This is a genomic window from Erythrobacter sp. JK5 (genome assembly GCF_018205975.1).
Taxonomy (GTDB): domain Bacteria; phylum Pseudomonadota; class Alphaproteobacteria; order Sphingomonadales; family Sphingomonadaceae; genus Erythrobacter.
In genome coordinates this window covers 3,274,412-3,286,055 of record NZ_CP073577.1, presented here as the reverse complement: position 1 = coordinate 3,286,055, position 11,644 = coordinate 3,274,412, and the positions used below count along the sequence as shown (strand labels likewise).

The window sequence follows — 11,644 nt, the reverse complement described above, 5'->3', positions numbered from 1 at the left end:
ATTTGCTGTTAGCGTTCTCACAAGTTGGCGATCGCTACGGCAGCAAACAATCTTTGGAGAGGGTTGAGGAATGAACACGCGCTTGAAGGCGGCCTGGGCAGCGGGCGCTCTGGTGATTGCTGCGGTTGCCGCCGCACCGGGTATCGCGCAGGACAAGGACGCGCTGGCGGCGCTCGACGCGCAATTGCCGGGCGATCTCGTCAACGATCCATCGCGCATCGACTGGCAAAGCTACGGCGCGGACCTCGAAGCCAGCGCGGTTGTCGATGACAGCATTCCCGGCGGGGGCGCAGCGCGGCGTTTCGCGGTGACGCGTGCCGCCGAGTTCATCTACACAGCCGGAGCCAACATTCCACTGGTCGAGGATGTCGATCGCGGCGATACCGTGACCGTCGGATTCTACGCGCGCACGGTCGAGGCCGACAGCGACGACGGGAACGGCGTGCTGCGGCTGCGCTTCCAGCGCAATGTCGCGCCCTACCCGGGTTTCGGCGAACAGACGCTTTCGATCGGCAAGGATTGGGCCTGGTACGAAGTGACCGCCACCGCCGAACAGAAATTGCGCAGCAAGGACGGGATCGTCGCGGTGCAGTTCGGGCGCACGCGACAGATCATCGAGATCGGCCAGGCGATTGTGGTCAGCGGCGCGGCGAAGATCGCCGACCAGGGCCCGGTGCAGGTGGCGGCGGCGCGAGTCCAGACAGCCGAGGTCGAGATGCCCGAAGGGCTCGCAGGCACCGGCACGCTGATCAACGATCCCGGCCAGGGCAGCTGGAAGTTCGGTGGCTCGGCTGGCAGCTACGCCAATCGCGACGAACCCGAAATCTGGATGATGAAGGCAACCCGGTTCGAAGTCGCGCAGGATGGCACCGAATTGACCGGTCTTTCCGCAACCGTGCCTATCAACCAGGCGATCGAGGAGGGCGATGACCTGGTGGTCGCGATCGCTGCGCGCACCATCAGCAGCGCCAACGCCGATGGCAAGGCGATCGCCGCCTCGCGCATTCAGGGGACTGCGCCGCCATTCGAATCCTTCGCCTCCAACCGGTTCAAGATCGGCGACACCTGGCAACTGGTGAAGATCACGACCAAGGCGCCACGCAGCTACGGTGCCGGGGGCGCGGAACTCTCGCTGTTCTTCGGAGGGAGCGTCCAGGCGGTCGATCTCGGCCCGGTCTATGTCTTCAAGGTCGAATAGCAGCCCTCTTGCCGGCGGCATTTGCCGTTCCGCCGAAAGCTGATACGCCTGCTGCGATTTCGCAGGAGACCTCGCATGAAACTACGCACCATCGCGCTCGCCGCCGCCGTTCTGGTCGCTCCCGCCGCCGTGCTGGCCGACACCATGATCCTCACTGCCGATGCAATGGTCGATGTCGAACGCGGGCGACTGGTTGCCGACCCGGTGGTCACGATCGAGGACGGCGTCATCGTTTCGGTGACGACGGGCGCAGCGCCGCAGGTAGATGGCGCCGACTATGTTGACCTCGCGGGCAAGACGATCCTGCCCGGCCTGATCGACATGCACGTCCACCTTACCAGCGACAGTGACGTGCACGGCTATCGTCGGCTCGCGATTTCCGACGAGCGCGCGGTCATCACCGGCGTGGTCAACGCCGAACGCACCCTGATGGCGGGCTTCACCACCGTGCGCAACGTCGGCGCAGGGAGTTTCGGAGATGTCGATCTGCGCGACGCCATCGCGGAAGGCGACATCGTCGGCCCGCGGATGTTCGTTTCCGGCCCGCCGATCGGAATCACCGGCGGGCATTGCTCGGACAACAACCTGCTGCCGCCCGAATACGAAGCGAGCGGCGAGAATGTCGCGGACGGCCCGTGGGCGGCGCGCGCGGCGGTGCGCAAGAACCGCAAGTTCGGCGTCGACCTTATCAAGACCTGCTCGACCGGCGGGGTCCTGTCGAAGGGCACCAAGGTCGGCGCTCCGCAATACACCGTCGAGGAGCTGACCGCGCTGGTCGAGGAGGCGCACAGCCATGGATTGAGGGTAGCGAGCCATGCGCACGGCGCTGAAGGTATCGTCAACGCGCTCAAGGCCGGGGTCGACACGATCGAGCATGCCAGCTTCATCGACGACGAAGGCATCCGGCTCGCGCGTGAGAGCGGGGCCTATCTCAATATGGATATCTACGTCACCGAATTCATTCTCGGCGAAGGCGAAGCAGCGGGAATACTGCCCGAGAGCCTCGAGAAGGAGCGCGTGGTCGGTCAGACGCAGCGCGACAATTTCCGCAAGGCGCACCGGGCTGGCGCGAAGATGTCGTTCGGCACCGATGCCGGCGTTTACCCGCACGGGCAGAACGCCCGGCAATTGTCGCGGATGGTTCAGTTCGGCATGACGAGCGCGGAGGCGCTGCGCGCGGCGACTCTCAATTCCGCGGACGCCCTCGGGCAGAAGGGTACACTCGGAGTGATCGCGGCGGGCGCATCGGCCGATATCATCGCGGTGAATGGCAACCCGCTTGCAGATGTCGCGCTGCTTGAAAACGTGCAGTTCGTCATGAAGGCCGGCGAAATCTTCAAGAACGAGTAGCGCTTCGAGCAAGGCGGAAGCGCGCGGCGTTCGACGGCTGCGCGCGCCAGCCATGGCATTTTTGCAACATAATTGCAGATCCCGCAATCGAAGGGATGCAATGTGACCGATCCGTCTTGACATTCGCCGGAATGCAGAGCGACCTTGTTGCATCGCAACAAAAAGGTTCGTCATGCAACGCTTCAAATTCTCGGCGCAGGCTCTCCTCCTTGCCGCCGCAAGCACCATGCCCTTCGCGGCGCACGCGCAGACCCAGCCCGATCAGGACGAGTCCGCCGATGAAGACCGGCAGATCGTCGTGGTGGGTTCGCGCATCGCGCGCGACCCCAATATCGGTTCGCCGGCGCCTGTCATCGCAATCGGCAGCGAAGAAATCCAGCAATCGGGCACCGCCGATGTCGTCAACGTCCTGCGTGACGTGCCAGCCCTGTCGACTTCGACCTCGGCCGAGGATTCGATTGCAGGCGTGTTCTCGGGCGATCTCGCGGTCGGGCAATCCGTGCTCAACCTGCGCGGTCTTGGAGCCAACCGGACCCTGGTGCTGGTCAACGGTCGCCGCCATGTTGCGGGTGTCGCCGGGCAGCAGGCGGTCGATATCAACTCGATCCCCAGCGCGCTGATAGAGCGGGTCGAAACGCTGACCGGCGGCGCATCGTCGATCTACGGTGCGGACGCGGTGACCGGCGTGGTCAACTTCGTGCTGCGCGACAAGTTCGAAGGGATCGAAGGCAATGTGCAGTCGGGCATCTCGTCCGAAGGCGATGCTTGGCGGATCAACGGCGACCTCACGTGGGGCTCCAATTTCGCCGACGGGCGCGGGAACATCACCGTTTCCGGCGAATACGCCTATAGCGAAGAGCTGCAATTCGGTGACCGCGATTTCTCGCGCAACAACGGTGTCTTCGACGATCAGGCCAATCCGGCGCTGCGCTTTCAGACGGGCGATATCGGCACCGATACGCCGAACTTCGCCGATTTCTTCGCAGTCGGTGTCGGTGGCTTCCCGACCGGTTTCCTGATTCCCTCGGCCGACGATTTCATCGCGGACTATTTCGACGAGTTCGGCGTCAACCCGACGCTGACCTCGGCCGAGCTCGCGCTCATCGATCGCGCCGCGAACGCGCCCCGCCGCTTCATCGCCAGCGATCCGCGGTTCTCGCTGTCGTCGGCGGGCGGCGTTGTCGCGCCCGGCCTGATCGGTGTCGATGACGGCCCCGATATCAACAACAACGGCATCCCGGACTGCCTGGAATCCTCGGTTGGCTTCAACAGCACCTTCCAGCCCGGCGCGTTCGGGCTTGCCGGCGGCTGTGCCAACATCAACCCGGACGGCAGCGTCTCGGTGTATCAGGACGGACTTATCACCGGCCTGTTCAACCAGTTCGGCGGCCCGGGCATCGAGAACAACTTCGATCAGAACTCGCTCACTCCCGAAACCGAGCGCTGGTCGATCAACGTCAATGCGAGCTACGAATTCTCGACCGAGGCGGAGCTGTTCTTCGAAGGCAAGTACGTGTCGACTTCGGCCGAATTCCAGGCTCAGCCGAATACGTTCTACGACCTGCTGACGATCCGCAGCGACAACCCGTTCATCACGCCCGCGCTGCAACCCTTTGTCGGCGAACTGCTGTTCGGCGACGGAGTGCAGGAAGGGCTCTACATCACCCGCGACCCGACCGATCTCGGCCCGAACCGCAACCGCAACGAAACCGAAACCTGGCGTTTCGTCGGTGGCCTGCGCGGCGACATTACCGATCACCTGTCGTACGAATTCAGCGCCAATTACGGCAAGTTCGACCTGACGGTGAACGATGCCAACCGGGTAATCACCGATCGCTGGTTCGCCGCGATCGACGTGGTGACCGGGCCCAACGGCCAGCCGATATGCCGCTCGGATATCGATCCCACCCCGCCCGCGACAACGCCGTTCGGCATCCCCGCGGGCGACCCCGGGTTCCTGACCTTCAACCCCGGCGACGGCTCGTGCCGTCCGGCCAACATCCTCGGCGGTGTCGGCGCGATCAGCCAGGATGCGATCGATTTCATTACCACCACGACGGTCAATCGCTTCGCGCTCGAACAGCTGGTGTTCAGTGCGGTCTTTACCGGCGATACCGGCGCGTTCTTCGAGCTTCCCGGCGGCCCCGTCGGCTTCGCTGCGGGTTTCGAATTCCGCGAGGAGCAGAGCAATTCGCGGTTCGATCCGCTGATCCTCGGCATCCTGCCGGTGACCACCGATCTCGGCAACGCCGGCGACTTTGTCGGTGACGTGACCGGCGGCGTGCAGAATTCGCTGGTGTTCGACCCGGCGACACAGACCGCCAATGCCGGCGGCGAATTCACCGTTTACGAACTGTTCGGCGAGCTTCGCCTGCCGATCCTCGCAGGCGTGCCATTTGCCGAAACGCTCGAATTGAGTGCGGCCGGTCGTTATGCCGACTACTCGACCTCGGGCGGCAATTTCACCTGGAACGTCAACGGACTGTGGGCACCGAGCGAGGACATCCTGTTCCGCGGGACCTACGCTCAGGCCGTGCGCGCGCCGAACATCAACGAGCTGTTCGATCCGCCACAGGGCGCGTTCTTCCGTCCGGTCGATCCGTGCGATGTCGGCAACATCGGCTCGGCGCCCGATCCGACCCTGCGCCAGGCGAACTGTTCCGCCTTCTTCGCCAATATCGGCTTCGATCCGACCTTTGGCGGCGGTGGCTACAGCTATGTCGATCCGCTCACCGCGCGCTTCTCCGGCACGCAGGCGGGCAACCCCGAACTCGATGTGGAAACCGCCACGACGTGGACTGTCGGTGCCCAGATCACCCCGCGCTTCCTGCCGGGCCTGATCCTCAGTGTCGATTACTACAACATCGAAATCGAGGACGCGATCAACAACGTGTCCGCGCAGGACATCGTCGACAATTGCGTGGACAGCTCGAGCATCGACAACCAGTTCTGCGATCTCGTGACGCGTAACCCGAACACGGGCGGCTTCACCTTCCTCGAACAGGTTCTGCTCAATTTCGCCCGCCGGGAAACCGCGGGCGTCGAAGTGGCGGCGCAGTATCGCTTCGATCTTGGCGACCACACCTTCACGCTCAACGGCAGCGGGACCTGGGTCGACAAGCTCGACGATTTCTTCGATCCGAGCGACCTGACCAACGTCGATCCCGAGCTGGGCGAACTGCAGCGGCCCGAATGGGCGGGCCGTGCGTCGCTGACCTGGGACTGGAACGCAATCAGCCTGACCTGGTCGACCACCTATGTCGACAGCCAGGGCCTGCGCGCGGTCGAGATCGAGAGCGTCGGCAACACCGGGCAGGATCTCTATTCGCCCGAAAACGGTCTTTCGAGCGATGCCTTCATCCACGACATTTCGTTCAATCTCGATGTGAGCGACATGTTCGACGTCTATGGCGGGGTGAACAACATCTTCGACCGCCAGCCGTTCGTGACCGAGCAGGCCTATCCGGTCAGCCCGGTCGGCACCTACTTCTACCTCGGTGCCCGCGTGCGGATGTAGAACGACGGCCCCAGGCCGAAAGGAACGGGGGCGGAGCGGCCAGCGGGTTGCTCCGCCCTTTTCTTATGGCGGAGCGCCGGCGCGGCTAGCGGACACCGGGCGAAGAGAAGCAGCGGACCACGGTGTATTGATCGAAGCTGTTGCCGCCGCTCACCGCGCAATCGCCAACCATCACCCAGGCATGCGCCTCCATCTCCTTGTCGTCGGAGCCCCGGCGCAATCCGAAGAACAGACCGTGCGGCACGCGCCGCCAGCGCAGCAGCGCCCGCGCCACCAGCGCCTGCGGATAGCAATTGGCGGAAGCCGGGCTGTAGCGCACCGCGATCGCGATCGCTTCGCCGATCTGACGGGCAAGGTCCAGTTCGCGGGACGATGCTTCGGGGATCACGACCCGCGCGCCATGATCGCGCCCGTAGAAACGCACCAGCCGGCGCAACGGAAAGATGGCCACCGCCAGTCGGGCGGGCCACAACAGCACCCACACCGCGCCCGTCAGGCCCACCGTTGCGATCGGCAATCCGGCGGCCGTCCGCAGTTTTCGCCCAAGCGCCGGGAACAGTTCCAATGCCTTGCCAAGCATGTTAGCGACCTAATCGGTTCCGGCACGCGCTTAAAGCAGTTTGTCGGACAAGGTGCCGGGGAAGCGAACGCCGCGGCGCCCGGATGATGGAAAGAGCGAGCGCGCACCGGCATGACCGATACGAGCAGCACAGCCGCTCCCGCCAGGATGATGCGCCGGGTGTACGGGCTCAATGTCGTCTGCGATCTCGATCTGCCCGAACTTTATCCAGCCGAAGACTCCGCCGAGCCCGACATCGTTATTCGCGAAGGGGATGTTCCACCCCCGACAGCGGACGATCCGCTCAATGTCAGCACTTTCGTCGATGGAGAACCCGGCCGGTTGTGGCTCGATTTCCCTGACCGGCTGCGCATGACAATCAGCGACGGCCGCTCGATCATCTACACGCGCTACCCCGGCGTGGCGGAGGACGAGATGCGGCTGTTCCTGCTCGGCTCGGGCCTTGGCGCGATCCTGATGCAGCGCGGGCATGTCGTCGTTCACGGCAACGCGGTGTCCGTCGATGGCTCCGACCGGGCGATCATGTGCATCGGCGATACCGGCGCGGGCAAATCGACCACCGCGATTGCCATGCTGCAGCGTGGCCACGCGATGCTCGCCGATGACGTGTGCCCGATCGGCGCGGATGGACGGGTGCTGCCCGGCATGCCGCGCGCAAAGCTGTGGCTCGACACCGCGCAGCGGCTCGGCATCGACACGTCGGAGCTGGCCCGCGTTCGCGAAGCCGACCCCAAGTTCAACCTGCCCATCGGGGACGATCAGTGCCGCAAGCCTCAGGCAATCGGCGCGTTCTTCTGGCTGGTGCCCGAAGATGTAGCGCAGGTTCAGGTGCGACAGCTCAACGGGGTCGAGAAATTCGCTGTGCTGCGCAACAATATCTACCGTCCGGAATACCTCCTCCCCCTCGAACTCGAGGTTCTGTATCTCAAGCGGGTGGCGGCGATTGCTCAAGATACACCGCTTTTCCGGGTCTCGCGCCCGACCGCCGGGTTCGATATAGACGCGTTGATCGATGCTCTTCTGGCGACATTCGGAACCATTCCGGGCACTGATCCCGCTGGCCGCGACGCGGACCGAGAGACAATGAGGGCAACACCATGACCGCACCATCGTTTGCACCCGACACCAGGCTCACACAAACCGTCGGCGTCGTCGCCGCCGAAATGGACGGCGAGACCGTGATGATGGACATCGACAAGGGGGTGTATTTCGCGATCACGGGCACAGGCAGTCAGATCTGGGCGGCGATGGACAGCCCGGCGACGCTCGAGGAAATCGTCGCCGAGCTGCGGCGCGAATTCGACACAAGCGACGTGGAGGATCTTGAACGAACCGTCGCCGAATTCGTCGACAAGCTGCTCAGCAACGGACTCGTAACCGCCGCCAACTGAGCGGACGTGTTCGCCGCCATCTTGATGCGCGGCTCGCGCGCCGCGCCGCAGGAGCTCGCAACCGGCGAGGCGCTGCTTGCGGCGATGATGCCCTTTGCGAAACCCGACAAGCAGGGTGTGTGGCAAGGCGATCACGCGATCGTCGCGCAGGCGCTGTGGCACAACACGCCCGAATCGCTCCACGAGCACGCGCCCGAAACCTGCCCCGAAACCGGCCGGGTGATCGCCAGCTGGATGCGGCTCGATAATCGCGCGGAGCTGTGCGCCGAACTCGGCCTGCAGCCCCGGGCGACGCTCACCGACCCGCAGATTGTGCTCGTCGCGCATCGCCGCTGGGGCCGCGATTGTGCGGCCAGGCTTGAAGGCGATTTCAGCTTCGTCATCTACGATCCCGCCCGGCATGAAGCCTGGTGCGCACGCGACGCGATCGGAGCCAAGCCGCTTTACTACATCCTGACCGATGAGCATTTCGTCGCCGCCACTTCGGTCGCGGTGATGCGAGTGCTGACGGGGCAGGCGTTGGCCCCGAGCCGCGAATGGATCGCACTGTTCGCATCGGTGCTCAATTTCGCGCATACGCAGGCCGCTTACGAAGAGGTGAAGAAGCTTCCGTCAGCGCACGACCTGTTGATCGTTCGTGAGGGAACGTGCGAGCCGCGCGAATTCTTTGCATTCGATCTCGCAGCGCCGCACGCGACCCGCCGCGACGTTCGCTGGGTCGAGCGTTATCGCGATGCGTTCGACCGTGCAGTCGCGGATCGCGCGCGCAGCCACTTCCTGATCGGTGCCGAAGCGACCGGCGGGCTCGATTCGTCATCGGTGATTGCGTCGCTCGCCGAACGCCTGCCGCATGATCGCGACGATTTTCACACCTTCGCAATGATCGCGATGGAAGATGAGCCAGAAACGGTGATGGCGTGCGCGGCGATGTGCGACATCCGCCATACCCACGTCCTGATGCAGCCGAGGCTGTTGCGCGTCGATGCCGCATTCGATCGCGCGCTGGCGACCCTCGGCCATCCGCCCGAACATGGCCAGCCGCTGGTCTACCCGGAATTTTTCGAGTGGTGCGGCATGTTGGGGATCAGGACCCTGTTCTCCGGCTTCGGCGGCGACGAGGTCGCCACCAGCTATGCCAAGCCCCTGATCGACGAACTGCATGCGCGGGGCGAATACCGTGCCATGCTCGACGAGCTAGGAGGCTCGCTGCCGCGTCGGCTCGTGCGCCTCGCGAGGCGCCTGAAGCGCGGCCCCGAGGACCCCGATCTCGCCATGCGGCAGCTGATCGCCACGAAGCTCGATGTCGCTTGCCTGCGCCGCGACTTTGTCGAAGACTCGGGCCTGGCGCAGCAGCTCGAAGAGTGGGTTTGCCCCGAACGATCCGAGCTGACGCTCAACACGCTGGCCGGGCTCTATCCCGGATTCCGGCTTGGGCGACAGGGGCGGCTCGAAAGCTCGGTCATCTATGCTGCCAGTTACGGCATGGATTACCGCTTTCCACTGCTCGACCGGCGACTGATCCAGCAATTCTTCGCGACGCCCTCGATCGAGAAGCGGCGCCGGGACATGGGGCGATATCTCCACCGCCGGGCCGTCGCCGGAAGAATTCCCGATCGGATCGCATGGCAGGTCGGCAAGAGCATGGGCGGGTTTATCGGCGGGCGGCCACCGCTAGAAGACCCGCCGGCCATGGCATTCGAAGAATTGCCGGACGTTTTGCGTTCGATCATCGACCCTGCGGCCTTCGCCGATACCGCGCAGGCGCTGCATCGTTCGCGCGACCGGTTCGAAGATTCCGACATGCGCCGCCGAATGTACTTCTGGCAATTGCGGCAGGTGTCGATCTGGCTGGACGAGACCCGCTGACGGCGGGGCAAGCCATTGACACATTCGGTGATTAGGGCTTACCGCCCGTAAAGGACATGGGGAGATATTCATTGGCAGACCGTGAAAATGTGAGCGCCGCCAGCGGCCGGAAGCCGTTCGTCAAACCGGAACTTCGCGTCCTTGACGTGAAGGGCACCGAGACGGGTCCGTTTCCCGATCCGTCCGAGTTTCCGACCATTTTGCAAATGTCCTGATCGGCAAGGCCGTCACCCTGAACGGGTAAGCGGCCGCCGCAGCGCAGATCAGTCTGGTGCTGAATCAAAAAGCGCCTGCCGGATACGATCCGACAGGCGCTTTTGCTTTGTAGTCGCGATCAGTTGCGGCTCGGGAAGGTTCCGACCAGCGCGATGATGTAGTTGACGACCGTGTACGGCGGCTCGTTGGTGAACGACTGCCCGCTGCCGGTGTTCGACACGACGATGCTGTCCGGATGCATCGGCACGTTCGCCGCCGGGACCGACGGGGCGTAGATCTTGTTCGCACCGGTGATCACGCCGAGCATCGAATTCGTCGGGTTGCCCGAAGTGCCGACATCGCTTTCCGCGTGCAGGGTGGCGGTGTGATTGTGCGGCGGCAGATTGTTCACAGTCAGCGTATTGGTGTTGACGCCGCCGCGCTCGCCGAGGTTTTTCGGATCGAGTCCGGGCCCGTTGCCCTCGTGCATAACCACGCGGCCGCGCATTTCCGGCAGCGCGAAATTCGTCCGCCCATCGCCGCCGTAAATCGTCCCAAGGATCGAAAACAGCGCCGTATTCTGCGCGATCGACAGCAATTGCCCATCGCAAAATGCCCAGCCACGCGGAGCGAAATTGCCCCCAAACATCACGATCTGTCCAATAAACGGGTCCATGGATACTCCCTCCCTCGATTAATTTCTGCGGTGCGCGCGCCGCGCACGTCGCTCACTCAGTTCCTGCTCGGATAGATCCCTTGGGTGCAAATGACATAATGCAGCACCTGATACGGCTGTTCGTTGCTGAACGACGTGCCGCCGCCGGTGTTGCCCACGGTGATGCTGTCGGGATGCATCGCGACCTGGTCTGCAGGAACCGACGGCGCATAGATCTTGGTCGCGCCGGTGACCACGCCGAGCAGCGCATTGGTCGGCGCCCCCGAGCTGCCCACGTCGCTTTCCGCGTGCAGGGTGGCAGCGTGATTGTGCGGCGGAAGATTGGCGACGGTCAGAGTCGTTGTCGGACTTCCGCCCTTCTGTCCGAGTATATTGTTGGGCAATCCCGGACCGGCACCCTGACCGATCGGCACGCGGCCTCGCAGATCCGGAAGCCCGAAAGTGGTCCGCCCGTCGCCGCCATAGGCGGTTCCCAGGAGCGAGAACAGCGCGGAATTGGAACTGATGGCGAGCAACTGACCGTGGCAGAATGCCCAGTTGCGCGGGGCAAAGTTGCCCCCGAACATGATGATCTGAGCGAGATATCCTTCCATTTCAGGTCCGTCCTCCCCATTTGCGCAGGCGCATCGCCTGCTCGCTAGAGCTGCCACCGGACGCAAAATGACCCGAAATAATGTGCTGAACCCCCCGCGGCAGGCAAAGCCTAGACCAATTCATTCGGACTGACAAAAAGAAATATCGGTGTGACGACCGGCACTTGGGCAAGGCCGCGTATCGATAATGCAGCCGGCTCCCGGAACGGTCCCGCCCCCTTTGCAGCATGGTCTCTACACGCAGTTTGCCTGGCGTCGCCCGGGCGTCCAGCAGCGCC

General features: G+C 63.8%; 10 protein-coding genes. 7 read left to right on the top strand and 3 right to left on the bottom strand.

Annotation, left to right across the window (positions count from 1 at the left end):
• Positions 1 to 70: 70 nt before the first annotated feature.
• From KDC96_RS16090 to KDC96_RS16080, 3 genes are all read left to right on the top strand, one after another.
• Positions 71 to 1,198 carry a hypothetical protein gene (locus KDC96_RS16090; RefSeq protein ID WP_212449534.1) on the top strand — a complete coding sequence of 376 codons (1,128 nt, stop codon included), beginning with the start codon at positions 71 to 73 and terminating at the stop codon, positions 1,196 to 1,198.
• Between the two features lie 75 nt (positions 1,199 to 1,273).
• Positions 1,274 to 2,548, top strand: coding sequence for an amidohydrolase family protein (locus KDC96_RS16085; protein ID WP_212449532.1), 1,275 nt, complete (start codon positions 1,274 to 1,276; stop codon positions 2,546 to 2,548).
• 172 nt (positions 2,549 to 2,720) lie between these two features.
• A complete protein-coding gene (locus KDC96_RS16080) occupies positions 2,721 to 6,065 on the top strand; it encodes a TonB-dependent receptor domain-containing protein (RefSeq protein ID WP_212449530.1) in 3,345 nt (1,114 codons plus the stop codon).
• A gap of 85 nt (positions 6,066 to 6,150) precedes the next feature.
• Here the strand turns inward: KDC96_RS16080 and KDC96_RS16075 are convergent, their stop codons facing one another.
• Positions 6,151 to 6,645: a lasso peptide biosynthesis B2 protein gene (locus KDC96_RS16075; protein ID WP_212449528.1), complete on the bottom strand. Its 495-nt coding sequence runs from the start codon at positions 6,643 to 6,645 to the stop codon at positions 6,151 to 6,153.
• 111 nt (positions 6,646 to 6,756) lie between these two features.
• Here KDC96_RS16075 and KDC96_RS16070 point away from each other — a divergent pair, with 111 nt between their 5' ends.
• From KDC96_RS16070 to KDC96_RS16055, 4 genes are all read left to right on the top strand, one after another.
• The gene (locus KDC96_RS16070) at positions 6,757 to 7,746 is read left to right on the top strand and encodes a hypothetical protein (protein ID WP_212449526.1); all 990 of its coding nucleotides are present in this window, start codon (positions 6,757 to 6,759) and stop codon (positions 7,744 to 7,746) included.
• Positions 7,743 to 8,036 carry a PqqD family peptide modification chaperone gene (locus tag KDC96_RS16065; RefSeq protein ID WP_212449524.1) on the top strand — a complete coding sequence of 98 codons (294 nt, stop codon included), beginning with the start codon at positions 7,743 to 7,745 and terminating at the stop codon, positions 8,034 to 8,036. Before KDC96_RS16070 ends, KDC96_RS16065 begins: the two co-directional genes overlap by 4 nt.
• Positions 8,037 to 8,042: 6 nt before the next feature.
• The gene (locus KDC96_RS16060; RefSeq protein WP_212449522.1) at positions 8,043 to 9,902 is read left to right on the top strand and encodes an asparagine synthase-related protein; all 1,860 of its coding nucleotides are present in this window, start codon (positions 8,043 to 8,045) and stop codon (positions 9,900 to 9,902) included.
• A 71-nt stretch (positions 9,903 to 9,973) separates the two neighbouring features.
• Positions 9,974 to 10,117 (top strand): hypothetical protein, encoded by a 144-nt coding sequence (locus KDC96_RS16055; protein ID WP_212449520.1) that lies wholly within the window; start codon positions 9,974 to 9,976, stop codon positions 10,115 to 10,117.
• Between the two features lie 119 nt (positions 10,118 to 10,236).
• On the opposite strand, the gene KDC96_RS16050 is transcribed toward KDC96_RS16055, so the two are convergent.
• Positions 10,237 to 10,773, bottom strand: a complete 537-nt coding sequence (locus tag KDC96_RS16050; protein WP_212449518.1) for a phage tail protein — start codon at positions 10,771 to 10,773, stop codon at positions 10,237 to 10,239.
• A 56-nt stretch (positions 10,774 to 10,829) separates the two neighbouring features.
• Complete coding sequence (locus tag KDC96_RS16045; RefSeq protein WP_212449517.1) at positions 10,830 to 11,366, bottom strand: phage tail protein; 537 nt, start codon at positions 11,364 to 11,366, stop codon at positions 10,830 to 10,832.
• Positions 11,367 to 11,644 lie beyond the last annotated feature (278 nt).

Bases quoted from the DNA above. Each gene is read 5' to 3' on its own strand.
- KDC96_RS16090 (WP_212449534.1), top strand. From the start codon at position 71: ATGAACACGCGCTTGAAGGCGGCCTGGGCAGCGGGCGCTCTGGTGATT.
- KDC96_RS16085 (WP_212449532.1), top strand. From the start codon at position 1,274: ATGAAACTACGCACCATCGCGCTCGCCGCCGCCGTTCTGGTCGCTCCC.
- KDC96_RS16080 (WP_212449530.1), top strand. From the start codon at position 2,721: ATGCAACGCTTCAAATTCTCGGCGCAGGCTCTCCTCCTTGCCGCCGCA.
- KDC96_RS16075 (WP_212449528.1), bottom strand. From the start codon at position 6,645: ATGCTTGGCAAGGCATTGGAACTGTTCCCGGCGCTTGGGCGAAAACTG.
- KDC96_RS16070 (WP_212449526.1), top strand. From the start codon at position 6,757: ATGACCGATACGAGCAGCACAGCCGCTCCCGCCAGGATGATGCGCCGG.
- KDC96_RS16065 (WP_212449524.1), top strand. From the start codon at position 7,743: ATGACCGCACCATCGTTTGCACCCGACACCAGGCTCACACAAACCGTC.
- KDC96_RS16050 (WP_212449518.1), bottom strand. From the start codon at position 10,773: ATGGACCCGTTTATTGGACAGATCGTGATGTTTGGGGGCAATTTCGCT.
- KDC96_RS16045 (WP_212449517.1), bottom strand. From the start codon at position 11,366: ATGGAAGGATATCTCGCTCAGATCATCATGTTCGGGGGCAACTTTGCC.